Source organism: Mesorhizobium sp. BR1-1-2 (genome assembly GCF_020165435.1).
Lineage (GTDB): Bacteria > Pseudomonadota > Alphaproteobacteria > Rhizobiales > Rhizobiaceae > Mesorhizobium.
Genome location: NZ_JAIUID010000001.1, coordinates 182,209 through 204,346, shown reverse-complemented (window position 1 = coordinate 204,346; position 22,138 = coordinate 182,209). Strand labels below are relative to the sequence as shown.

Here is a 22,138-nt window from a genome sequence, read left to right as displayed (position 1 = left end):
TCATACGCGTGCCCCATCTTCCGCGACGCCTTTGGTGACCGTTCCGAGTGCCGCGGGCCTCGCCACTTTCGTAACGAAGACAACGAGCGCCAGCACTAGGAAAACCGCGCCAACCAGGTAAGGCGCACCGCCGAAGGTCACTGGCGCGCTTGGCCCGGTGAACCAGGAAAAGATCGCGGTATAGAGCAGCGGAGTGATGATCGATGTGATCGAGAAGATCGACGTCATCGCGCCTTGTAATTCACCCTGCGCCGAAGGCGGCACCTTGGCGGCGGCGAGGCTCCTGAGCGGCGGGTCGGCCAGCGCTTCCAGGCAGCCGAAGACGATCACCGCATAAATCATCCAACCCTGCGTCGCGAAGGCGTAGCCGAAAGCGCTGAGCGCCGTGAACGCCAGACCGATCACCGCCGTCCTCCACTCGCCAAGCCTGGGAATGATGCGTGGCAGCACCGTTGCCATGACGATGGCACCGCACAGGCCGAAAGCGCCGAGCGAAAAACCGATCTGCTGCTCGTTCCAGCCATAGCGATAGTTGGAGACGAACGACCAGACCGCCGGATACATCATGTGGCCGAGCGTCATCAGGAAGAAGACCAGTCCGATCCAGCCAATGCCTTGATATTGGCGCATCTGCAGAAGCGTGCCGACCGGGTTGGCGCGCTTCCACTCGAAGCGGCGGCGGTGCTTTTCGTCCAGCGTTTCGGGCAGCAGGAACAGCGCGATCAGGAAGTTCACAAAAGCAAGCCCCGCGGCGAAAAAGAACGGCACGCGCGGCCCGAAGGTGCCGAGCAGGCCGCCAAGGACCGGCCCGATGACGAAGCCGACGCCGAAGGCGATGCCGAGCAGGCCGAAATTCTTGGCCCGGTTCTCATCGTTCGAGATGTCGGCGATGAAGGCTGATGTGGTCGAATAGCTGGCGCCCGAAATGCCGGCCAGCACGCGCCCGATGAACAGCATCGGGTAGGACCAGGCTATGGCGCAGATCAGATTGTCGATGGAAAACGTCAGCACAGAGGCGAGAAGGATCGGCCGCCGGCCGAACCGGTCGCTCAGCCCGCCCATGATGGGCGCGAAGAAGAACTGCATGGCCGCATAGACGAAGAATAGCCAGCCGCCTTCGATCGCCGCCTCCGAGACGCCGACGCCGGTCAACTCTTGCAGGTAGGCCGGCAGCACCGGCATGATGATGCCGAAGCCGATGATGTCGAGGAGCAGCGTCGTGAAGACGAGCGCAAGACCCCGCTTGGCGGTTTTGGGATCGATCATGGGTTCATTTGCTCCTTCCCCGGCGCCTGGCGCGCAGGCGGAGGCACTTATAGGTGAGCCCGCCGTCAGGAACAATGAGGGAACAAGCAGGACGTTCGCATCCTGACATCCCCTGACGGCATCCCTGCCGTCAGGTCACCCGTGAAAGAACCGGGATGCTCAGATCGGGTTGTTGAACGTATCGCAGTCGGAAAGCTTGCCGCTCTTGTAGCCGCGCGCCAGCCAGGTCTGCCGCTGCGCCGACGTGCCGTGGTTGAAGCTTTCCGGCACCACATAGCCCTGCATTTTCTTCTGCAGCGTATCGTCGCCGATCTGCTTGGCGGCATTCAGAGCGCTTTCCATATCGCCTTGCTCCAATATGCCCTTCTGCGCCGTGTAATGCGCCCAGACGCCGGCGAAGCAGTCGGCCTGAAGCTCGACGCGCACCGACATCTGGTTGGCTTCGGCCTCGTCCATGCTTTGCCGCATCTGGTTGAATTTGGACATGATGCCGGTCAGATTCTGCACGTGGTGGCCGACCTCATGCGCGATCACATAGGCCCGCGCGAACTCGCCCGAGGCGCCGAACTGCTGGTCCAGCTGCTGGAAGAATGTCATGTCGAGATAGACCTTGTGGTCGCCGGGGCAATAGAACGGTCCGGCCGCCGACGAGGCGAAGCCGCAGGCCGAGCGGATCTGCCCGCTGAACAGCACCAGCTTGGGGTCCTCATAGGTCAGTCCGTTGGCCTTGAAGATACCGGTCCATGTGTCCTCGGTCTCGGCCAGCACGGTTGCCACGAACTGCTTCATCTCGTCGGAAGCCGGCGCACCGGTGCCGCCGTCCTGGCTGCCGCTGTTGTCCGTTATCTCGCCGCCGCCAGGCAGCAGGCCTCCACCGCCGCCACTCAACACCTGGATCGGATCAATGCCGAAGGCTTTCAGGCCGAAATAGAGCACGACGAGGATGATGATGGTCGAGATCGACATGCCGCCGCCGCTGCTGCCGCCGATCGGAATGCGGAACTGGCCGGGTCCGCCGCCACCAAATCCGCCGTCGCCGCTGCTGCGCTGGTCCTCGACATTGTCACTCTGACGACGGCCTCTCCAGAGCATGGCAACTCCCCGCTGCGAATTTACTGGTCGATCCGGCGCGAGGCCGGCTCCACCTCCTAAACAATTATCTCAATGGTTGCGCCAAGTCACAGCATTTTTCGCGGCCGTGGTCGTGCTGGCATGTTGGCTCCGCAGCTCTGGCCGCGACTGTGGTATGTCCATGGCTTCGCCGGCGAAACGAGCCCAACGGCTTGGCAAAGTCCCTAGCCCGCCGTCATCGCCTTGCGGAACGCTTCCAGCGTCTCGGCGCTGACATGGTGCTCTATGCCCTCGGCATCGATGCGCGCCGTCTCGGCGCTGACGCCGAGCGAACGCAAAAAAGCCTCCACCGTCTGGTGGCGAATGCGGCTCTCTTCCGCGACCTTGCGGCCGGCTTCGGTGAGGAACACGCCGCGATAAGGCTTTCTGGACACCAGCCCGTCGGCACACAGCCTGGTCAGCATCTTGGCAACTGTCGGTTGGGCGACCCCCAGCCTGGCAGCGATGTCGACCTGCCGGGCCTCGTTGCCATCCTCGATCAGGTCGGCGATCAACTCGACATAATCCTCGACCAGCGCGCTGCGGCGCGCTTCGCGCGTCTGCCGGAACCCTTCCGAATGGACATCGGCATCGGGCAGCGGCTCACGCGGGACCGGTCTGTTCTTCAGCGCCAATATGCGCTCCTCCTTGGCTGCCCGAAGATTGAATCGGCCCGCATTCATAGCACGGGACCCGACAATCCTGGCGTTTATTTGCATTCGGACCCAGGCGCAACCGCATCGCCGCCCCGTCAGCGCAAGATCGATCACATCACAAAAGCATGATCAATGAAATATAGCATATTGCATAATGTTGAGCCGCGGCATAGATAAGGGGCATCATCCATCAAGCGGAATTCCCCATGTCCGAGACCGACGCCACCGCCATAGCCAGACCCGCGTGGCGGTTCGACAGGCCAGGCGAAGAGCAGCCCAGCCTGCGTGAGGTCAATTCGTCGATCGCCGTGCCGAATTCGGGCGTCTGGTTCCGTCGCCTGTTCGCCTTCATGGGGCCGGGCTACATGGTCTCGGTCGGTTATATGGACCCCGGCAACTGGGCGACCGACCTCGCCGGCGGCGCCCAGTTCGGCTACACGCTTTTGTTCATCATCATGCTGTCCAACCTGATGGCGATCCTGCTGCAGGCGCTCGCCGCGCGTCTCGGCATCGCCACCGGGCGCGACCTCGCCCAGGCCTGCCGCGCCTACTATCCGCGCCCGGTCAATTTCGTGCTGTGGATCGCCTGCGAACTCGCCATCATCGCCTGTGACCTCGCCGAGGTCATCGGCACCGCGATCGCGCTGCAGCTCCTGTTCGGCATTCCGCTGATTGGCGGCGCCGTGCTCACCGCGCTCGACGCCTTCCTGGTGCTTTTGTTGATGAACAAGGGCTTCCGCTATCTCGAGGCCTTCGTCATCGCGCTTCTGATCATCATCTTCAGCTGCTTCGCCATCCAGATCTTTGTCGCCGCGCCGCCGGCCGGGACGATCCTGCACGCCATGTTCGTGCCGTCATCCGAGATCGTCACCAATCCGGCGATGCTCTACATCGCCATCGGCATCATCGGCGCAACCGTCATGCCGCATAATCTCTATCTGCACTCCTCGATCGTGCAGACCCGCGCCTATGAGCGCACCGACAAGGGCAAGCGCGACGCCATCAAATGGGCAACGACGGACTCGACCATCGCCCTGATGCTGGCCCTGTTCGTCAACGCCTCGATCCTGATCGTGTCGGCGGTTGCCTTCCACGGCACAGGCCACCAGGACGTCGCCGAGATAGGCCAGGCGTTCGAGCTGTTGTCGCCGCTGCTCGGCCTGAGCATTGCCTCGATCCTGTTTGCCGTGGCGCTGCTCGCCTCCGGCCTGAACTCGACGGTGACCGCCACGCTTGCCGGCCAGATCGTCATGGAAGGCTTCCTGCGCCTGCGCATCCCGCAATGGGCGCGGCGCCTGCTGACGCGCGGCCTCGCCATCATTCCCGTGGTGGTCGTCACCGCGCTCTACGGCGAAAAGGGCACCGGCCAGTTGCTGGTGTTCAGCCAGGTGATCCTGTCGATGCAACTGCCCTTTGCGGTGGTCCCGCTGGTGCATTTCGTCTCCGACAGGAAGAAGATGGGCGCTCTCGCCATTCCGCGAGGCGTTGCAGCGCTGGCCTGGGTGGTCGCCGCCATCATCCTGGTGCTCAATTTCAAGCTGCTCTACGACACGCTGTTCGGGATCGGCTGAAAATCGGCCGCGACAAAGACGCGGCCCGCGCTATTTTTCGGTCGGTCATGACCACGATAGCCCAATCCCGAAGCTTCTACGCCAAGCTGATGGCCGCCCAGGCACGTTCCGCCGATCCGCGTCTCGAAGAGGTGTTCGCGGCCGTACCGCGCGAGGCGTTTATCGGTCCCGGTCCATGGACGATCGTCGCCGGTCAAGGCGTCATCGAGACGCCGAGCGCCGACCCGCGTTTCATCTACCAGAACGTGCTGGTGGTGCTCGATGCCGATAAGGGCATCAACAATGGCGAGCCGTTCCTGCACGCCATGTGGATCGGGAAACTGGCGCCCAGGCCCGGCGAGGCTGTCACGCACATCGGCGCCGGCACCGGCTACTACACGGCTTTGCTGGCCAGGTTGGTTTCACCTGGCGGCACCGTTGCCGCCTTCGAACTGGACGCCGATCTTGCCTTGCGGGCAAAGGCAAACCTTGCGGCATACGAGAACGTCACTGTCATTCCTGGCGATGCCGTCACATCGGATTTGCCGCCATCGGACGTCATTTATGTCAATGCCGGCGTCGCGGCACCTCCACCCGGCTGGCTCAAGGCGCTGAAGCCGGACGGCCGCATGATCTTCCCGTGGCGCCCGGCCGAGCGCGTTCCCCTGGCCGTTCTGGTGACCCGCACCGAAAAAGGTTTTGCCTGCGACCCTTTCATGCGCTCCTGGTTCATCCCTTGCTCCGGCGCGTCGGTTGCAAGTCTCGCGGCAAAAATCCCGACACGCGACCAGGCCGCGCGCAGCCGCTCGATCTGGCTGACGGCGGACAAGTTGCCGGACCGCACCGCCACCGCGGTCTTTGAGCATGTCTGGTTTTCGTCACGCAGCCTCGATATCCGGCCCCGGGGCTGACGCACCGAAATTCGGCACGCCCTGTCGGACGGCCAGCCAGTCATCCGTCCTTGGGCTGAAGTCCGGCCCTGACGGCATGGATCGAAACAGGAGGAGCATCCTATGAGAAAGATCAAAGCGGCGACATTCGTCAGCCTCGACGGTGTCATGCAGGCGCCTGGCGGCCCGGAGGAGGATCCCGTCGGCGGCTTCAAGTTCGGCGGCTGGACGTTCCATTATTTTGACGAAGTGGCGGGCGCGGCGATGGATGAGCTATTCTCCAAGCCCTTCGCCCTCTTGCTCGGCCGCAGAACCTACGACATCTTCGCCGCGTACTGGCCGTATCAGAAAGATCCGATCGCGGATGCCTTCAACCCTGCGACCAAATACGTGGCGACGCATCATCCGGATTCGCTCACCTGGCAGAACACGCAATCGCTTGGGCCTGATATCGTCCCGGCGTTGCGCCGCCTCAAACAGGAAGAGGGACCTGATCTGCTCATCCAGGGATCGGGCAATCTGATCCAGACCCTGCTCGCCAATGGTCTGATCGACGAAATTCGGTTGATGATCTTCCCGCTGTTGCTGGGCAAGGGCAAGCGGCTGTTCGGCGATGATGCGATGCCGGCCGCCTTCAAGCTGACCCGCTCGCAGACTTCCAGCACTGGCGTCATCATGGCGACCTACGAGCGCGCCGGCGAAATCAAGACCGGTTCCTTTGTCACGGGGGAGCCATCCGACGCCGAGCTCGAGCGGCGCAGGACCTGGAAGTAAACGCTTCTTTTCCTCTCCTCCACGAACGTGGAGGAGAGGAACCAGGTTCTGAGAAGTCCCTCAAGCCGCCTGCGGCCGGCGCGCCAGCCCGTCGCGTATATGCCGTGCGAACGCTTGCGCCGCCGGGCCAACACCGTGCCTCGGCAGATGCAGGTTGATCGAGAAATTCGGCAGCGGCGGCAGGCCGGACTCGGATGGCAATATGTCGAGATCGGCCGGCACCGTGGAGGCCAGCCAGGTGGTGACGGCCAGGTCGGAGCGCACGGTCGCCGTCGTCGCGTCGATATTGCCGTTCTCGAACACGGTGCGCCATTCCAGCCCATGCTCGTTGAGTGCCGAAAGCACCACCGGCCGGAAGGCGCAGCTGTCGGCAACCATCGAGACCGGCAGGGGGCGCTTGACGCGCGCGACACCGCCCTTGGCGCCGACCCACACCAGCCGATCGATGGCGAGGCATTCGCCATCCGATGGCCCTACCCGTTCCTCGATGACTGCCAGGTCGATTGTGCCCGCCGCGAGCGCCGCGGCCAGTTCCGGCGAAGAGGCGCAGACCAGCGATATCTCGACCTGCGGATAGGTTTGCGCATAGGCCTTCAGCACCGGCGCCAGCGTCGTGCCGACAAGGTCGTAAGGCACGCCGAACCGCACCTGGCCGGCCACGACATTGGCAGCCATTTCGGCCCAGATCTCGTCATTGAGGCTGAGCAGCCGCTTTGCCTTGCCGAACAGCCGCTCGCCAGAAGAGGTCAGCCGCAAGCCGCGCCGGTCGCGCTCAAACAGGCTGCGGCCGAGCGCCTCTTCAAGTCGCCGGACCTGCTGGCTGACGGCGCCTTGAGTCAGATGCAGCGCATTAGCCGCCGCCGTCATGCTGGCCTTGTCCGCGACGGTGATGAAGGTGCGCATGAGCGTCGTATCGAGGTTGCGGATCATGCCTGCATTATAGATGCTAATGCTTGTCATCGCAAATATTGCATTTACTGATATTCGGCTGCATCTACCATGGGGCCTCCGACTGAGGACGCCGCATGCTCCAACCCGTCATCCCCTTGATCTTGTTCGCCCTCGTGGCGACCAGCACGCCCGGCATCGCCACCACCTTGTCGACGGCGTCGGGCGCGCAGTTCGGCTTTCGCCGCTCGATCCCGCTGGTGGTCGGCAGCGCGGCCGGCTTGGCCACCGTCACCGGGGCTGCGGCCGCCGGGCTGGCCAGCCTGCTTCTCGCTATGCCGTCCTTGCAGCTTGCCATGAAGATCGCCGGCTCACTCTACCTTGTCTGGCTGGCGCTCAAGATCGGCCGTGCGGGGGCACCCAAGCTCGACGTGACGATGGTCAAACCGAACAGTTTTCTTGGCGGCGCCGGCATTCAGTGGATGAACCCCAAGGGCTGGGCGATGGGGCTTGGGGCCGCGGCATCCTTCGCCGCGCTCGCCGACGGACCGGCGCGTCTGGCGCTGCTGCTCGGCACCGCCTTCGGCCTCACCGCTGCCTTCTCGCTGTCGCTATGGTGTGTGGCCGGCATGCTGCTTGCCCGGCTGCTGAAGACCGAGCGGCAATGGCGCGCGCTCAATATCCTGCTCGGCCTGGTGCTGGCGGCATCCATCATTCCGATGTGGCGGCAGGCGTAGAGCGCAGCCTTGCAAGATTTGGGTTCCTCGCCCCCGCCAGAGCGGGGGCGAGGAACTCCCAGTCCTGCTAGCTCAAGCCGCGTAGCGCGCCGCCGGCTTGTCGGCGTGCAAGCTGCCAAAAAAGGCTTGCCGCGCGCCGAGGAAAATGTCCAGCTTGGCGGGGTCGGCAAGTCCCGGCACGGTGACCGCCTCGCCCCTCGCCAGCCCGACAAGCGCGGCATCGACCAGATCGTCGGCCGCCATGACGATCTCCTGCGGAACAGCGTTGATATCGCTTCCGGCACTTTCCCAGAAATCGGTCCGGGTCGCCCCCGGCAGCACCACCTGCACCTGGACATGGGTGCCGGCGACCTCGCGCTGCAGGGCTTCGGTGAAGTTGACGACATAGGCCTTGGTGCCGCTGTAGATGCCGCCGAACGAGGTGTCGAAGGCCAGCACCGAGGCGATGTTGACGATGGCGCCCCGGTTGCGCGCCAGAAGTCCCGGCAGCACCGCGCGGGTCAGGCGCGTCAAAGCGATGACATTGACCTTGATCATGCGTTCAGCCGCATCGGCGTCCGCCGTCGCAACCACCTGCGCACCACCAAGCCCGGCATTATTGACCAACAGCGTGACGCTGTCATCCGTCGATACCGCCCGCTCCACCCGCCGCACATCATCGTCGTTGGCCAGATCGGCACTGATCACGCTGACCTTGCTTCTATAGGCATAGCGCAGCTTTTCAGCCAGTTCCTCGAGCCGGTCGGCGCGGCGCGCCACCAGCACCAGGTCATAGCCCTGCCCCGCCAGCCGGTCGGCATAGACAGCACCGATGCCGGAGGAGGCGCCGGTGATGACGGCCGTGCCCTTGTTCTCATTCTTGCTCATTGTCTCCTGTTCCTTTTTCGCGCTCTTCGCTCTGGTTCGGCTTCGGCGGACGCGCCGGCTGCCGGGTTTCTGGATCAATTGGTGGCATATGCCACTTTTGGCGAAATAGGTATATGCCACTATCTTGTCAACCGCGGCCGCGAAAACTATTTCTGCGGCAGGCTGGCACAGTCTTCGCCGGCGAGGAGTTGACATGACCGACCTTCAGCAGCCGGGATTCAGCCGGTGCAACAATGCCACCTTGCGACGCACCGCGCGCAGGCTCGGCCGCTTCTACGACGACGCACTTGCGCCTTCCGGGTTGAAAGGCACGCAATTTGGCCTGCTCTTTCAAATCAGCGCCAGCAGCGAACCGGCGATGGGCACCGTTGCCGAGGCGCTGATCATGGATCTCTCCGCGCTCGGCCACACGCTGAAGCCGCTGGTCCGCGACGGCTATGTCGAAACCTTTCCCGACAAGGACGACCGCCGCGTCAAGCGCGTCCGGCTGACGCCGCACGGCCGGGCCAAGCTCGAAGAGGCGATCAAGCTGTGGAGTGTCGCCCAGCAGCGCTTCGAGGAGATGGTCGGCGCGGAACAAGCCGCGAAGCTGCGTGCGACGCTGGATGATGTGGCTTCTCTGGCCCTCGAAATGCCGGCGGCCGCTCCCTCCAGTTGAAGCGGCCGCGAAAGAACCAGCGACGAAAAGCTCGGCGCCATCTACTCCGCCGGCATGGCGACCGGCCGCGCCAGCATCCGGCCGGCCAGCACGATGCCGAGCCCGACGATCGGGAAGACGGCCGCGATGAGGCCGAGATCGGCCGGCGCGCCATAGCGCAGCACGGCGCCGCCAACCACCGCGCCGAGCGCCACGCCGAGATAGAGCGCCGAGGCGTTGAGCGACAGCACGATCGGGGCAGCGTCGGGGGCGAGCTTGATGATGCGGCTCGCCTGCGCCGGCGGGAAGGCCCAGCCGACAATGCCCCACGGTACCATCATGCCCATCAGCGCCGGCCCGGCGAGATGATGCGGCAGAAAGGCCGGGATCAGCGAGAAGGTGACGAGCGTGGCAGCGCTCAGCGCCAGCGACCAGCCGACGGTACGCGTGGCGCCGAACCGATCCGCGGCCTGGCCGCCGGCAATATTGCCGATGACGGCGCCGACGCCGAAGGCGAGCAGCATGCCGGGCAGCGCTATCGGGGAGAGCCCGCTGGCTTCGATGGCCAGCGGCGCGATGAAGCTGAAGACGGTGAAGGCGCCGATGAGAGCAAGCGTGGTCGTGACCAGGATCGGCATCACGCCGGGACGCATTGCCGCCGCCAGCCGGCGCTTCAGCGGCAGCTTGGTGCCGATGATGCCGCGCGGCAGCCGGTACCAGAGGATGGCGCCGGCGAGCGCGCCGAGGCCTGCGATGGCATAGAACGTGCCGCGCCAGCCGGCGATCGCCGCGACCAGCGCGCCGAGCGGGGCGCCCACCGCCACCGCCACCGTGGTGCCGCCGACGACGACGGCAATGGCGCGGGCCCGGTGATGGTCATCGACCAGCGCCACCGACGTGCCTTGCGCGGTCGCAGCGAAAAGGCCCGACGACAGCGCCATGATTATGCGCGCGGCGAGCAGCACTTCGAAGGAGGAGCTCATCGCCGCGACAACGTTGCCGATGACGAAGAACACCAGCGTCCACAGGATGACGCGGCGCCGGTCCCATTCGCCGGTCAGCGTCGCCAGGATGGGCGTGCCGACCGCATAGGCGAGCGCGAAGGCGGTGATCAGCGTGCCGGCGAGCGGAACGGAGATGCCGGCATCCCTGGCGATGTCGGGCAGAAGGCTGGAGATGACGAAGCCTTCGGTCGAGATCGCAAACGATCCGAGCGCAAGCCAGAAGATCCGCCTGTCCATGGCGATGTGTCCTTAGTTCAAAAGTTATTGAACAATTGGACATAACCCGGCAGGATGTCAATGAAGCCAGGGAAAAATAGCACAACCATCCTGACAGCCCTGTGTCAGCACGGTCGTGAAAGGGAGAGCGGTGTGCACGGCAGACGCGGAGCGGATGCGTTGAAATCGGCCGAAACTGTGCTTAGGTTGCAGCCATGAGCCTGCCACATCCCAATACGGACCAGATCAGCCTGCCGATCGTGCTCGCCGTGCTCGGCGACCCGACGCGGCTGGCGATCGTGCGTTATCTCGCCAGCAAGGAAGGCGTGCCGCTGAACTGCAGCAAGTTCCTCGATCTCGCCTCGAAGACCAATCTTAGCTACCATCTGGCCAAGCTGCGCGAGGCCGGCGTCACCCGCGCCGAAGCGGCCGGCACCAACCGTCTGATCACGCTGCGCCGCGCCGATCTCGACGCCCGCTTTCCCGGCCTGCTCGACAGCATCATTGCCGCCGCCGCGGATGATGCCGCGCTGCCGGCGGTCGGCGGCCACGATATGGAAGTGCCGGCCTAGTAGATTTTGGCCACCGCGAACGTTGGAGATTGGCGAAAGGCCGCGGTGACAGCGATCTCCCCCCTTGTGGGGGAGATTGGCAGCCTCGTCGCCGCGCCCTTCCTTCGCAAGCGCGAAAACCGGTTCGTTTCTGGTGACCCCGTAGAACGTCAACCGTGGCGCTGCTATGCAAGTGCCCGACCAACGGAAGCCATCGCATGCGCATCGCCGTGCTCGCCGATATCCACGGCAATGTGCTGGCGCTTGACGCCGTGCTCGCCGACCTCGAGCGGCGCGGCGGCGCGGACATCACGGTCAATCTCGGCGACAGCGTTTCGGGTCCGCTCTGGCCGCGCGAGACGTTTGCGCGGCTGGAAGCGCTGGGCCTGCCGACCGTGCGCGGCAACCATGACCGCCGCGTCGCCGCCGATCCGGCCGATGAGACCATGTGGGCTTCCGACGTCTACGCGCAGGAACGACTGACCGGGGCGCAGCGCGAGGTGCTGTTCGCCCTGCCGCTGACGCTGGAGATCGCGCCCGGCGTGATCGCTTTCCATGCACGTCCAGACCACGACGAGAAATACCTGCTCGATGCGATCACCGATGGCCGGCTGGTGCGCGCGCCGCTGGCGGCGATCCGGCGGCGGTTGAAGGCGCTCGATCCGGCCTGCCGCCTGGCCCTGTGCGGCCACAGCCACCGCGCCGAGCTGATCCGCATGCCCGGCGGTCCGGTGATCTTCAACCCGGGCAGCGTCGGCTGTCCCGCCTATGAAGACACGACGCCGCCGGCGCATGTTTCCGAGCAGGGCGGGCCGCATGCGCGCTACGGCATCGTCACTTCAGGCGAGCCCGGCCGACCCGACCGCTTCGAGGCCATCGCCGTCGACTACGATCACGAGGCGGCCGCCCGCCAGGCCGAGCAGGCGGGACGGCCCGGATGGGCCCATGCGCTGCGAACCGGCTTCATGCCGGGCTGAGCGAGCCCATGCCGGGCTGAGCGAGCTCATGCCCGGCTGGATGCCCTTGCATTCATGCCGCCAGGCTGAATGCTTTTTGCATTCATGCCGCGATCAAGCGCATGCCAGGCTGAGCTCGCTCCTCGCTCCCCCGATGACCGCCTTCACACAGGTCGGTCCATGCCGGAAGAAATCTCGCTTCTGGACATGGCGCGGCGTAGTCGCCTATAAAATCGGCTTCGCGTGTGGCGGCGTTTTTGTATCTGGCGGTGCCTTTGGTAATGCAATCTATCGGCCACGGCGAAGCGATGAAGCGCCGGTCTACGCTCCGAACGACACTCTTCGCGCTGATCGCCGCTCCTTTGCTTCTGACGGTGGCCCATGCCGAAGATGGGCCGTTCATCTCCATCGTAACCGGCCTCGCCCCCGACGATCTCCTCAACGTCCGCGCCCAGCCATCGCCGATCGGCAAGACCGAGGCGCGTCTGGCCAATGGCGCCAGCGTGAACAATCTCGGCTGCACCGATGTCGACGGCCGTCAATGGTGCAAGGTCGAGGCCGAGAACCCGAAAATCAGCGGCTGGACCCCCGCCCGTTACCTCAACCCCGTCAATCCGGCATCCCCACCCAATCCGGATCAGGCGGATGCAGGCCAGGCGCTCGACGCAACGGCCGGCCCCGCGGCCGCTCCGCCGCCCGCATTGCCGCCCGACCTGACGGCGCGGCTGGGCGGAGCCGACAATGCGGCTGCCCCCGCAACCACGCCGAAATCCGCGGCGGCGATCGCCATGCAGGATGCCTACGCCCTGGCGCTGGTGGCGAATGAACGGCCGCCCAGTGAGGAGACTCCGGCACAGGCGGAGGCCACCGGCGGAGGCGCCGCCATTGAAATTCCCTGCGCGCGCAATGTCGGCCAGCCGATGACCCTTTGCGCGGCAAGTGTCGAGCACAAGGGCAGCGACAAGGCCGACGTCACCGTAACCTGGCCCGACGGCGGCAGCCGCATCATCTCCTTCTACGGCGGACTGCCAGCAGGTTCCGACGGCGACAGCGATTTCCGCTTCACCCGCGAGGGCAGTCTCAGCATGATCCGCGTCGGCGTCTCGGAACGATTCGAGATCACGGACGCGGTGGCGTTTGGGGATTAGTTTGGAAGGGGAATAGGGCAGTAGGGCAGCAAGGCAATATGTGAAGTGCCTGGAAGGCCTTGCCCTACTGCCCTACTGCCCTACTGCCCTACTGCCCTACTGCCCTACTGCCCTACTGCCCTACTGCCCTACTGCCCTCATTTTCGGGGTTACATCAGGCAAAACTCTTCCCTATAAGGCCCTCCTAGCCTGATACCAGAATCGCAAGCACAACCGGCCGGGTCTCCCGTCCCGGTTTTTCGTGCAAGCCGCTCGCCGAACGGAATTCATAAAGATGCCAAGACGCACCGACATCAAGTCGATCCTGATCATCGGGGCCGGCCCCATCGTCATCGGCCAGGCCTGCGAGTTCGACTATTCCGGAACCCAGGCCTGCAAGGCGCTGAAGGAGGAGGGCTTCCGCGTCATCCTGGTCAATTCCAACCCGGCCACCATCATGACCGACCCGGAACTGGCCGACGCCACCTATATCGAGCCGATCACCCCCGAAGTCGTGGCCAAGATCATCGCCAAGGAGCGCCCGGATGCGCTGCTGCCCACCATGGGCGGCCAGACCGCGCTCAACACCGCGCTCTCGTTGCGCCGCATGGGCGTCCTGGAGCGCTATAATGTCGAGATGATCGGCGCCGACGCCACGGCCATCGACAAGGCCGAGGACCGGGCGCTGTTCCGCGAGGCGATGAAGAAGATCGGCCTGGAAACGCCGAAGTCGATGCTGGCCAACGCCACCGACGTCAAGAACGCCGACCGCAAGACGCATGAGGCCGAACGCGCCGCGCTGAAGGCAGAAAAGCCCGACAATCTCGACGCCGCGCTCGACGCGCTGGAGACAAGCTGGAACCTCGGCGAAGGCGACCGCAAGCAGCGCTATATCAGCCACGCCATGGCGATCGCCGCCCAGGCGCTCGACCATGTCGGCCTGCCCGCCATCATCCGCCCCTCCTTCACCATGGGCGGCACCGGCGGCGGCATCGCCTACAACAGGGCCGAATTCTTCGACATCGTCCAGTCCGGCCTCGACGCCTCGCCGACCACCGAAGTGCTGATCGAGGAAAGCGTGCTCGGCTGGAAGGAGTACGAGATGGAGGTCGTCCGCGACAGAGCGGACAATTGCATCATCGTCTGCTCGATCGAGAACATCGACCCGATGGGCGTGCACACGGGCGATTCGATCACCGTCGCCCCGGCGCTGACCTTGACCGACAAGGAATACCAGATGATGCGCAACGCCTCGATCGCGGTGCTGCGCGAGATCGGCGTCGAGACCGGCGGCTCCAACGTTCAGTTCGCCGTCAACCCGGCCGATGGCCGCCTTGTCGTCATCGAGATGAACCCGCGCGTCTCGCGCTCCTCAGCGCTAGCCTCGAAGGCGACCGGTTTCCCCATCGCCAAGATCGCGGCGAAACTCGCCGTCGGCTACACGCTGGACGAGCTGGAGAACGACATCACCGGCGGCGCCACGCCCGCCTCGTTCGAGCCGAGCATCGACTACGTCGTCACGAAAATCCCGCGCTTTGCCTTCGAAAAATTCCCCGGCGCCGAGCCTGTGCTGACCACCGCCATGAAGTCGGTCGGCGAAGTCATGGCCATCGGCCGCACCTTCCAGGAATCCCTGCAGAAGGCGCTGCGCGGGCTGGAGACGGGCCTCACCGGTCTCGACGAGATCGAGATCCCCGGTCTCGGCTCGGCCAACAGCACTGACGACCGCAATGCTATCCGTGCAGCACTCGGCACGCCGACGCCCGACCGGCTGCGCATGGTGGCGCAGGCGATCCGCATGGGCACCTCGCTCGAAGACGTGCACGCAATGTGCAAGATCGACCCGTGGTTCCTCGAGCAGATCGCGGGCATCCTCGCCATGGAAGCCCGCATCCGCGAACACGGCCTGCCTGAGAATGCCGCCAATCTGCGCATGCTGAAGGCCATGGGTTTTTCGGACGCCCGCCTCGCGTCGCTGACGAAGAGCGACGTGGAAGTCGTTCAGAAGATTCGCGAAAAGCTCGACGTTCATCCGGTTTATAAACGCATCGACACCTGCGCGGCCGAGTTCGCCTCGCCGACCGCCTACATGTACTCCACTTATGAAGTGCCGTTCGCCGGCGCGCTCGCCAGCGAGGCGCAGGTTTCGTCGCGCAAGAAGGTCGTCATCCTCGGCGGCGGGCCGAACCGCATCGGCCAGGGCATCGAGTTCGACTATTGCTGCTGCCACGCGGCCTTTGCCCTGCGCGATGCCGGCTATGAAGCGATCATGATCAACTGCAACCCGGAGACGGTGTCGACCGACTACGACACGTCGGACCGGCTCTATTTCGATCCGCTGACGGCGGAGGACGTGCTGGAGATCCTGCGTGCCGAGCAGGCCTCGGGCGAACTGGTCGGCGTCATCGTCCAGTTCGGCGGCCAGACGCCGCTGAAGCTGGCCGACGCGCTGGAGAAGGCCGGCATCCCGATCCTCGGCACCTCGCCCGACATGATCGACCTGGCCGAGGACCGCGACCGCTTCCAGAAGCTCTTGCACAAGCTCAACCTCAGCCAGCCGAAGAACGGCATCGCCTATTCGGTCGAGCAGGCCCGCCTCGTCGCCGGCGAACTCGGTTTCCCCCTGGTGGTGCGCCCCTCCTATGTGCTGGGCGGCCGCGCCATGCAGATCATCCATGACGAGGGCATGCTGCAATCCTACCTGCTCGACACCGTGCCCGGCCTGGTGCCGGAGGACATCAAGCAGAAATACCCCAACGACAAGACCGGCCAGATCAACACGCTCTTGGGCAAGAACCCGCTGCTGTTCGACACCTATCTATCCGGCGCCATCGAGGTCGATGTCGACTGCCTCTGCGACGGCAAGGCGACCTTCGTGTCGGGGATATTGGAGCACATCGAGGAGGCCGGCATCCATTCGGGCGACTCGGCCTGCTCGCTGCCCGTTCACTCGCTGCCTTCGGAGTTGGTCGACGAACTGGAGCGCCAGACGGCGGCACTTGCCCGCGCGCTCAATGTCGGCGGGCTGATGAACGTGCAGTACGCGATCAAGGACGGCACGGTCTATGTGCTGGAGGTCAACCCGCGCGCGTCGCGCACTGTGCCCTTCGTCGCCAAGACCATCGGCCGACCCATCGCCAAGATCGCAGCCCGCATCATGGCCGGCGAGAGCCTCGAAGACGCTTTCGCCCATTACGGCGCCATGCCCGACCCCAGGAACCCCGGTCACATCGCGGTCAAGGAAGCCGTCTTCCCCTTCGCCCGCTTCCCCGGCGTCGACATATTGCTCGGCCCGGAAATGCGCTCGACCGGCGAGGTCATGGGCCTCGACCGCGACTTTGCGCTGGCCTTCGCCAAGAGCCAGTTAGGGGCCGGCGTCGACCTGCCCCGCTCCGGCACGCTGTTCGTCTCGGTGCGCGACGAGGACAAGAAAGGCATATTGCCCGCGGTCAAGCGCCTCGCCGGCCTCGGCTTCAAGGTGATGGCAACCTCAGGCACCGCCCGCTTCCTCGCCGAAAACGGCGTCGTCGCCGAGAAGATCAACAAGGTGCTGGAAGGCCGCCCTCACATCGAAGACGCCATCCGCAACCGCCAGGTCCAGATCGTCTTCAACACGACTGATGGCCAGAAGGCAGTGTCGGATTCCAAATCGCTGCGCCGCGCGACGCTGATGCAGAAGGTACCGTATTACACGACGCTATCGGGAGCGGCGGCGGTGGCCGAGGCGATCGCGGCGCTGAAGGCTGGGAGCCTGGAGGTGCGGCCGTTGCAGGAGTATTTTAGTTAACGACCGTCGAATCGCGCCTCAGAGGAACAAAACAGTAGTCAGAGCGACAATTGACAGCAAACTGATTCTTCTGCCACCCTATCTAATTGATTTGGATCGGGGCGGGAGAGATGACGGAGTCAACGGAAAACAAAGAGCCAGCAGCATCAGGCACTCAAAGTAATAATTCTTCCGAAAAGCAAACCGCGACACAAAGAAAAATACCCGGCAATTTACCATATCTTACTGCTAGTGGAACGCTAAAGAAAACGTTAGATCGACTCATCGAAGCCCAGCGCCCAGAACGATTTAGCGTTGATTTTCTTGAAAACGTCCTCAAATTGTCTGGAGGTGGTGCAAGAGCGACAATACCAATACTTAAGAAAATGAACTTTCTCGGTAGCGACGGGACGCCCACCGAACTCTACGCTAAATTTAGAACAGACAGCGGACGCGGAGCGGCCGCGTTGCAAGGGCTACGAAGCGCTTTTCAAGAGATTTTTCGCAGAAGCGAATATGCATACTCTGCTGAGGAATCAAAACTAAAAGACATAATTGTTGAAGTAACAGGCCTTAAGCCAACCGACCCTGTCGCGATGGCGATACGAAGCACATTCAACGTCATCAAATCTTATATTCCACCGAATATGGAGGTAGGCCAATCCAACGGCACTGAAGACAGTGACGGTGCCGAAGCACCAGAAATTCGGCCTTTTGTGCGACAAGAGCGGAGGGATAGCGCTGTCAGCGAGATCGGTCTTGTTTATAACATAAATATTGTTTTGCCCGAAACATCTGACCTCACCGTTCTCAACGCAATATTCAGAAGCATCAAGGAAAACTTGATGAAATGAGTAAGTTGGATAAAATAGAGCTATTTGTTCTTAAGTCGGCCTCTGTAAAGGTGTCTACGGACATTATAACCGAAAAAATTGACCCGTCGAAGGTTGCCGTTCAGCCTGAAATATTTTCATCTATAAAACAATTCTCGAGCGACGTACGCGAAAACGCCGAGCGTATGTCTCAATATTATAAGCTTTTCTATATGCTAGAAAACGACATTCGTAAATTAATCGGCGACACCTTGTCCGAGGTCTATGGACCGCATTGGTGGGATAGTTATGCGCCAGGAAGCGCGAAAGAAGAGTGTAAATTTAATCAACAGCGAGAACAAGAGGCCGCCGTTACGAGTCGCTCAGAGAACGAGCTAGACTATGTTTCATTTGGACAGCTTGGCGAGATAATCCGTTCAAATTGGGTTTTATTTGGAGGAATTCTCAGCAATCAAAAGGCAATGGGACGGGTGATGTTCTCACTCAACACTCTGAGGGGTCCTATCGCTCACTGCGGGATACTGGCAGAAGACGAGGTTGATCGTTTGAAACTGACGGTAAAAGATTGGTTCAGACTCTTAGAGGGGCCAAAGTAACGCTGTCCAATCTGAGGATTGTTGGAAAAGACTGAGTGGCCTGGAAGTCATTTGGATCCCACGCCTACCCCCTCGATATCTCACGCCACCGCCACGCACTCAATCTCGATATCGAACTCCATCGGCCACGACGCCACCGGCACAAAGCTCCGCGCCGGCGGGTTAACGCTGAAGTACCGCGCATAAACCCGGTTGATCGCGTTGTAGAAGCCGGAATTGACGGCGTAGATGCGCACCATCACCACGTTTTCCAATGAGGTGCCCGCCGCTTCCAGGCAATGTTTCAGCGCCTTCAGCGACGCCTCGGTCTGCACCTCGATGTCGCCGCGCACCATCTCGCCGGTCACCATGTCCACCGGCGGCGTCGCCGAGATGAACACGAAGCCGTTGGCCTTCACCGCCGTCGAACAGGGCAGGCCGAGTGAGCGCACCTTGTCCGACATGACGGGTACTTCGATGACTTCTTTTTTCATGGTGATGCTCCCTGGGTTAGCGGGAGCTTATCGCGGCGCCGGCCGAATGCCAGCGTCTCTTCCTTCTCCCCTTGTGGGAGAAGGTGGATCGCCGCATAGCGGCGAGACGGTTGAGGGGTGTTCCAGCGGAGTGAGGCGTTGGCGTTCCCTGGAGCACCCCTCATCCGTCGCCTGCGGCGACACCTTCTCCCACAAGGGGAGAAGGGAGACCAGAGCCAGCGCTCACTCCTGCACCGGATACGGCGTGCCGTCCTTGTGCAGAAAACGCCCGTCGGCGCTGGGGCTCATCATGTCGACGTCGGAGCAGGTGATGACATCATCCGGGTTGCGCGAGCCGACCTCGAGGTAGAGCGCCGTCGTGGACGAGCGGTTGATCAAATGGTGGCCGTTGCCGCTGTTCTTGGCGAAGGTCGCGCAGTCGCCGGCGCTCAGCAGCGTCTCGCCGCCATCCTCGACCAGCGTCAACTCGCCTTCCAGCACATAGACGAACTCGTCCTCATGGCTGTGCCAGTGGCGCTGGCTCGACCAGCCGCCGGATGGCAATGTCATCAGGTTGACGCCGAAATCTGTGAGGCCGCCAGCATCGCCAAGGCGGCGGCGCGTGCGGTTCGCACAAGGGGCGTCGAAGGGCGCGGGGTAGCCCGAGCCCTTGCGGATGGGCAGGGCTGATATGTCTATTCTGGGCATGGGACCCTTCTCTCGGATGGATGACCGCAGTCTAAATTCGCAGAGCGTCGCGCTCTACGGCGCCCCCCTCTGTCCTGCCGGACATCTCCCCCACTTGGGGGGAGATTGGCGGCTTCGGCGCCGGCTCTCTTCTTGCCACGTTGGAGATTGGCGAAGGCCAAAAGTACAGTCAATCTCCCCACCTGTGGGGAGATGTCCGGCAGGACAGAGGGGGGCGCCGTAGAGCATTATCGTCAGCCGTTCAGCTCCTGCCTGACTGCCCCTCACCCCTGATGCGCCGCCCCCAGTTCCTTCACGTGCTTTTCGTGCATCTTCAGCACCGGCAGCGTCTTCTTGGCGAATTCCTTCATCGCCGGATCATCGCCCGATTTGGCATAGGTGCTGAACAGCGCCACCGCCTGTTTGTGCGCTTCGGCCTGCATCATGATGTATTTGGTGTCGAAGTCCTTGCCGCTGGCGGCCTTGAGTTCGTCGAGCTGGCCCTGTTCTTTCGGCTGCAGCGCCGGGCCGGCCGGCTTGGTCGAGGCGGTGGTCTGGCCTTGGGCGAGTGCCGCCTTGAAGTCCTCACCGGCCTTGGTGTGGTCGGTGATCATCTGTTTGGCGAAGGCCTTGACGTCGGCCGAGGCGGATTTCTGCTCGGCGAGCTTGCTCGACTGGATCTCGAACTCGTTGGCGCCGGGCACCGTTTTGATGAAGGTCTGCGTGTCGACCTTGCTGTCGGCGGCCAACGGGGTCGTTTGGGCGGTGGATTGGGCAAGCGCTGCGGGCGCCCCGGCGAGCAAGGCCGCGGCGGTCATGGTCAGAAGCGTTTTCATCTGCAATCTCCGGTCGGAATGGATCCCTCGGGATTCCAACGCCGCAGAGGAGCGGAAGTTGCGCCGGGCGCCCTGCCTTCAATGGCAGCACGCCTCGCCATATTGCAGCTGCTCGTCCCAGTTCGGCCGGCCTTCCGGCGTGAAATCCATCAGATTCCAGAGGATCTCGCAGGTGCCGATGGCGCGTGGGTCCTGGCCGGGTTCGGGCGCGGCGAAGTCCAGCTCGGACGACCAGAAATGGCGGATGCCGTCAGCATCGCGGTGGAACACCGACAGCAGCGGGATCTGCGCGCCGTCGACCGCCTCCGCATTGTAGTCGCGCTTGAAGCTGCTGGAGGCCGACGACACCAGCCGCATGTTCTTCCAGCCGCGGTCGCGGCCGAGCGTGAGCAGGTTTTCGAGCGCGGTTTTCGCCACCACGCAGAAGTTGAAGCCGGCGGCTTCGAGATTGCCGACCGCGCCGTCGAACTGGTCGAGCAGCGCCGTGCAGGACGGGCATGGCTGCTCCTGCCGCGCCAGCTTCGCCGTGCCGCCCGTCATTGCCACGTCGCGCGTCTCCTGCGGATGGCGCGGAAACATCATCTGGTAGAGGATCAGCGTGTCTTTGCCGGGCGCGAACAGCTGCGACAGCTTTATCTCAGCCGGCCTGCCCTCGGCATCCAGCCCGTCGAACACGTAATCCTGTGGCACCAGCCCGCCCGGCGGCAGCGAGCGGCGCGCGACGGCAACCGCTTCCATGGCGCGGCGCAGCTCGATTTCCTTCTGCAGCAGTTTTTCGCGGGCGGCGCGATATTTGGCGGATTCGTTGGGAAAGGTGATCATGATCGGCTCCTTGGGTCACAGCGCCGGCGTCCCGGCGCGGTTGCTCTACGACCTAAGGACGGGCCGCTCAGGCCGATTCCGACAATTTCCCTTCACCCTTTCACGCCGCCGGCGGTCAGGCCCGAGACGATCTTGCGCTGGAAGATCAGCACCAACACCACCAGCGGCACGGTGACGATCACCGACGCGGCCATGATGTTGCCCCACGGGATCTCGAACTGCGAATTGCCCGACAGCAGCGCGATCGCCACCGGCACGGTCCGCTGCGCGTTGTTGCAGGTGAAGGTCAGGGCAAACAGGAACTCGTTCCACGCGCCGATGAAGGCGAGCAGCCCGGTGGTCGCCAGCGCCGGCCACATCAGCGGCAGGAAGATGCGCGTGACGATGATCCACGGCGTCGCGCCATCGAGGATCGCCGCCTCCTCGACCTCGACCGGCAGGTCGCGCACGAACGCGGTCAACACCCAGACGGTGAACGGCAAGGTGAAGATCATGTAGGAGAAGATCAGCGCGAAAAGCGAATTGTAGAGGCCGAACATCCGCACCAGCTCGAACAGCCCGGCCAGCACCGCCACCTGCGGGAACATCGACACCGACAGGATGGCGAAGAGCAGCGCCGAACGGCCGCGAAAGCGCACGCGCGCCAGCGCATAGGCCGCGGTGACGCCAAGGAACAGCGAGAGCGCGACGACCGCGCCTGAAACCACCAACGAGTTCACGAGGTTGCGCGCGAAGGCGCCTTCGGTCAGCACGTTGCGGTAGTTGCCGAGGCTGAACGTCCGCGGCCAGAGGTCCGCCTGGAAGAGCTCGGTGCCCGATTTCAGGCTGGTGACGATGGCGTAGTAGAACGGGAATACCGCGACCAGCACGATGACCGCGACCAGCAGGTAGAAAGCCGTCCGCTTCAGGATCCCCAT

The 22,138-nt window shown here is 63.4% G+C and carries 22 protein-coding genes; 11 read left to right on the top strand and 11 right to left on the bottom strand.

What is annotated here, in order from left to right:
* The 3 genes from LB551_RS01045 to mntR form a co-directional block, all read right to left on the bottom strand.
* Positions 1 to 1,266 carry a TCR/Tet family MFS transporter gene (locus tag LB551_RS01045; protein ID WP_224657904.1) on the bottom strand — a complete coding sequence of 422 codons (1,266 nt, stop codon included), beginning with the start codon at positions 1,264 to 1,266 and terminating at the stop codon, positions 1 to 3.
* Between the two features lie 159 nt (positions 1,267 to 1,425).
* Positions 1,426 to 2,358, bottom strand: a complete 933-nt coding sequence (locus LB551_RS01040) for a neutral zinc metallopeptidase (RefSeq protein WP_224623684.1) — start codon at positions 2,356 to 2,358, stop codon at positions 1,426 to 1,428.
* 203 nt (positions 2,359 to 2,561) lie between these two features.
* Complete coding sequence (gene mntR / locus LB551_RS01035) at positions 2,562 to 3,011, bottom strand: manganese-binding transcriptional regulator MntR (RefSeq protein WP_181165236.1); 450 nt, start codon at positions 3,009 to 3,011, stop codon at positions 2,562 to 2,564.
* 227 nt (positions 3,012 to 3,238) lie between these two features.
* On the opposite strand from mntR, the gene LB551_RS01030 reads away from it, so the two are divergent.
* The 3 genes from LB551_RS01030 (at position 3,239) to LB551_RS01020 (ending at position 6,246) form a co-directional block, all read left to right on the top strand.
* Positions 3,239 to 4,603 (top strand): Nramp family divalent metal transporter, encoded by a 1,365-nt coding sequence (locus LB551_RS01030; RefSeq protein WP_224657903.1) that lies wholly within the window; start codon positions 3,239 to 3,241, stop codon positions 4,601 to 4,603.
* Between the two features lie 47 nt (positions 4,604 to 4,650).
* Positions 4,651 to 5,493: a protein-L-isoaspartate O-methyltransferase family protein gene (locus tag LB551_RS01025; protein WP_224657902.1), complete on the top strand. Its 843-nt coding sequence runs from the start codon at positions 4,651 to 4,653 to the stop codon at positions 5,491 to 5,493.
* 102 nt (positions 5,494 to 5,595) lie between these two features.
* Positions 5,596 to 6,246 carry a dihydrofolate reductase family protein gene (locus LB551_RS01020; protein ID WP_224657901.1) on the top strand — a complete coding sequence of 217 codons (651 nt, stop codon included), beginning with the start codon at positions 5,596 to 5,598 and terminating at the stop codon, positions 6,244 to 6,246.
* A 60-nt stretch (positions 6,247 to 6,306) separates the two neighbouring features.
* Here LB551_RS01020 and LB551_RS01015 read toward each other — a convergent pair whose 3' ends face one another.
* Positions 6,307 to 7,176: a LysR substrate-binding domain-containing protein gene (locus tag LB551_RS01015; protein WP_224658178.1), complete on the bottom strand. Its 870-nt coding sequence runs from the start codon at positions 7,174 to 7,176 to the stop codon at positions 6,307 to 6,309.
* A gap of 95 nt (positions 7,177 to 7,271) precedes the next feature.
* On the opposite strand from LB551_RS01015, the gene LB551_RS01010 reads away from it, so the two are divergent.
* Positions 7,272 to 7,871: a LysE family translocator gene (locus LB551_RS01010; protein WP_224657900.1), complete on the top strand. Its 600-nt coding sequence runs from the start codon at positions 7,272 to 7,274 to the stop codon at positions 7,869 to 7,871.
* A 72-nt stretch (positions 7,872 to 7,943) separates the two neighbouring features.
* Here the strand turns inward: LB551_RS01010 and LB551_RS01005 are convergent, their stop codons facing one another.
* Positions 7,944 to 8,738: an SDR family NAD(P)-dependent oxidoreductase gene (locus tag LB551_RS01005; protein WP_224657899.1), complete on the bottom strand. Its 795-nt coding sequence runs from the start codon at positions 8,736 to 8,738 to the stop codon at positions 7,944 to 7,946.
* Positions 8,739 to 8,931: 193 nt separating this feature from the next.
* Between LB551_RS01005 and LB551_RS01000 the strand changes: the two genes are divergently transcribed.
* Positions 8,932 to 9,396, top strand: coding sequence for a MarR family winged helix-turn-helix transcriptional regulator (locus LB551_RS01000; protein WP_224657898.1), 465 nt, complete (start codon positions 8,932 to 8,934; stop codon positions 9,394 to 9,396).
* 41 nt (positions 9,397 to 9,437) lie between these two features.
* Here LB551_RS01000 and LB551_RS00995 read toward each other — a convergent pair whose 3' ends face one another.
* Positions 9,438 to 10,616, bottom strand: a complete 1,179-nt coding sequence (locus LB551_RS00995) for an MFS transporter (protein ID WP_224657897.1) — start codon at positions 10,614 to 10,616, stop codon at positions 9,438 to 9,440.
* Positions 10,617 to 10,810: 194 nt separating this feature from the next.
* Here LB551_RS00995 and LB551_RS00990 point away from each other — a divergent pair, with 194 nt between their 5' ends.
* From LB551_RS00990 to LB551_RS00965, 6 genes are all read left to right on the top strand, one after another.
* Positions 10,811 to 11,167, top strand: coding sequence for an ArsR/SmtB family transcription factor (locus LB551_RS00990; RefSeq protein WP_140549950.1), 357 nt, complete (start codon positions 10,811 to 10,813; stop codon positions 11,165 to 11,167).
* A 197-nt stretch (positions 11,168 to 11,364) separates the two neighbouring features.
* The gene (locus LB551_RS00985; RefSeq protein WP_224657896.1) at positions 11,365 to 12,123 is read left to right on the top strand and encodes a metallophosphoesterase family protein; all 759 of its coding nucleotides are present in this window, start codon (positions 11,365 to 11,367) and stop codon (positions 12,121 to 12,123) included.
* Between the two features lie 287 nt (positions 12,124 to 12,410).
* Positions 12,411 to 13,250 (top strand): SH3 domain-containing protein, encoded by an 840-nt coding sequence (locus tag LB551_RS00980; RefSeq protein WP_224657895.1) that lies wholly within the window; start codon positions 12,411 to 12,413, stop codon positions 13,248 to 13,250.
* Positions 13,251 to 13,524: 274 nt separating this feature from the next.
* On the top strand, positions 13,525 to 17,016 hold the full coding sequence (gene carB / locus LB551_RS00975) for a carbamoyl-phosphate synthase large subunit (RefSeq protein ID WP_224657894.1): 3,492 nt from the start codon (positions 13,525 to 13,527) through the stop codon (positions 17,014 to 17,016).
* Between the two features lie 110 nt (positions 17,017 to 17,126).
* Positions 17,127 to 17,849, top strand: a complete 723-nt coding sequence (locus tag LB551_RS00970) for a DUF5343 domain-containing protein (RefSeq protein WP_224657893.1) — start codon at positions 17,127 to 17,129, stop codon at positions 17,847 to 17,849.
* Positions 17,846 to 18,424: a Swt1 family HEPN domain-containing protein gene (locus LB551_RS00965; RefSeq protein ID WP_224657892.1), complete on the top strand. Its 579-nt coding sequence runs from the start codon at positions 17,846 to 17,848 to the stop codon at positions 18,422 to 18,424. Before LB551_RS00970 ends, LB551_RS00965 begins: the two co-directional genes overlap by 4 nt.
* Before the next feature lie 80 nt (positions 18,425 to 18,504).
* Here the strand turns inward: LB551_RS00965 and LB551_RS00960 are convergent, their stop codons facing one another.
* From LB551_RS00960 to LB551_RS00940, 5 genes are all read right to left on the bottom strand, one after another.
* Positions 18,505 to 18,897, bottom strand: a complete 393-nt coding sequence (locus LB551_RS00960) for a Rid family hydrolase (RefSeq protein WP_224657891.1) — start codon at positions 18,895 to 18,897, stop codon at positions 18,505 to 18,507.
* Between the two features lie 222 nt (positions 18,898 to 19,119).
* Positions 19,120 to 19,584, bottom strand: coding sequence for a cupin domain-containing protein (locus LB551_RS00955; protein ID WP_224657890.1), 465 nt, complete (start codon positions 19,582 to 19,584; stop codon positions 19,120 to 19,122).
* A gap of 263 nt (positions 19,585 to 19,847) precedes the next feature.
* Positions 19,848 to 20,399, bottom strand: coding sequence for a DUF4142 domain-containing protein (locus LB551_RS00950; RefSeq protein WP_224657889.1), 552 nt, complete (start codon positions 20,397 to 20,399; stop codon positions 19,848 to 19,850).
* A 78-nt stretch (positions 20,400 to 20,477) separates the two neighbouring features.
* The gene (locus LB551_RS00945) at positions 20,478 to 21,221 is read right to left on the bottom strand and encodes a DUF899 family protein (RefSeq protein ID WP_224657888.1); all 744 of its coding nucleotides are present in this window, start codon (positions 21,219 to 21,221) and stop codon (positions 20,478 to 20,480) included.
* 92 nt (positions 21,222 to 21,313) lie between these two features.
* Positions 21,314 to 22,138 carry a carbohydrate ABC transporter permease gene (locus LB551_RS00940; protein ID WP_224657887.1) on the bottom strand — a complete coding sequence of 275 codons (825 nt, stop codon included), beginning with the start codon at positions 22,136 to 22,138 and terminating at the stop codon, positions 21,314 to 21,316.

Excerpts from the sequence above, each read along its gene's own strand:
- LB551_RS01045 (WP_224657904.1), bottom strand. The coding sequence starts at position 1,266 with ATGATCGATCCCAAAACCGCCAAGCGGGGTCTTGCGCTCGTCTTCACG.
- LB551_RS01040 (WP_224623684.1), bottom strand. The coding sequence starts at position 2,358 with ATGCTCTGGAGAGGCCGTCGTCAGAGTGACAATGTCGAGGACCAGCGC.
- LB551_RS01030 (WP_224657903.1), top strand. The coding sequence starts at position 3,239 with ATGTCCGAGACCGACGCCACCGCCATAGCCAGACCCGCGTGGCGGTTC.
- LB551_RS01025 (WP_224657902.1), top strand. The coding sequence starts at position 4,651 with ATGACCACGATAGCCCAATCCCGAAGCTTCTACGCCAAGCTGATGGCC.
- LB551_RS01020 (WP_224657901.1), top strand. The coding sequence starts at position 5,596 with ATGAGAAAGATCAAAGCGGCGACATTCGTCAGCCTCGACGGTGTCATG.
- LB551_RS01015 (WP_224658178.1), bottom strand. The coding sequence starts at position 7,176 with ATGATCCGCAACCTCGATACGACGCTCATGCGCACCTTCATCACCGTC.
- LB551_RS01010 (WP_224657900.1), top strand. The coding sequence starts at position 7,272 with ATGCTCCAACCCGTCATCCCCTTGATCTTGTTCGCCCTCGTGGCGACC.
- LB551_RS01005 (WP_224657899.1), bottom strand. The coding sequence starts at position 8,738 with ATGAGCAAGAATGAGAACAAGGGCACGGCCGTCATCACCGGCGCCTCC.
- LB551_RS01000 (WP_224657898.1), top strand. The coding sequence starts at position 8,932 with ATGACCGACCTTCAGCAGCCGGGATTCAGCCGGTGCAACAATGCCACC.
- LB551_RS00995 (WP_224657897.1), bottom strand. The coding sequence starts at position 10,616 with ATGGACAGGCGGATCTTCTGGCTTGCGCTCGGATCGTTTGCGATCTCG.
- LB551_RS00990 (WP_140549950.1), top strand. The coding sequence starts at position 10,811 with ATGAGCCTGCCACATCCCAATACGGACCAGATCAGCCTGCCGATCGTG.
- LB551_RS00985 (WP_224657896.1), top strand. The coding sequence starts at position 11,365 with ATGCGCATCGCCGTGCTCGCCGATATCCACGGCAATGTGCTGGCGCTT.
- LB551_RS00980 (WP_224657895.1), top strand. The coding sequence starts at position 12,411 with ATGAAGCGCCGGTCTACGCTCCGAACGACACTCTTCGCGCTGATCGCC.
- carB (WP_224657894.1), top strand. The coding sequence starts at position 13,525 with ATGCCAAGACGCACCGACATCAAGTCGATCCTGATCATCGGGGCCGGC.
- LB551_RS00970 (WP_224657893.1), top strand. The coding sequence starts at position 17,127 with ATGACGGAGTCAACGGAAAACAAAGAGCCAGCAGCATCAGGCACTCAA.
- LB551_RS00965 (WP_224657892.1), top strand. The coding sequence starts at position 17,846 with ATGAGTAAGTTGGATAAAATAGAGCTATTTGTTCTTAAGTCGGCCTCT.
- LB551_RS00960 (WP_224657891.1), bottom strand. The coding sequence starts at position 18,897 with ATGAAAAAAGAAGTCATCGAAGTACCCGTCATGTCGGACAAGGTGCGC.
- LB551_RS00955 (WP_224657890.1), bottom strand. The coding sequence starts at position 19,584 with ATGCCCAGAATAGACATATCAGCCCTGCCCATCCGCAAGGGCTCGGGC.
- LB551_RS00950 (WP_224657889.1), bottom strand. The coding sequence starts at position 20,399 with ATGAAAACGCTTCTGACCATGACCGCCGCGGCCTTGCTCGCCGGGGCG.
- LB551_RS00945 (WP_224657888.1), bottom strand. The coding sequence starts at position 21,221 with ATGATCACCTTTCCCAACGAATCCGCCAAATATCGCGCCGCCCGCGAA.
- LB551_RS00940 (WP_224657887.1), bottom strand. The coding sequence starts at position 22,138 with ATGGGGATCCTGAAGCGGACGGCTTTCTACCTGCTGGTCGCGGTCATC.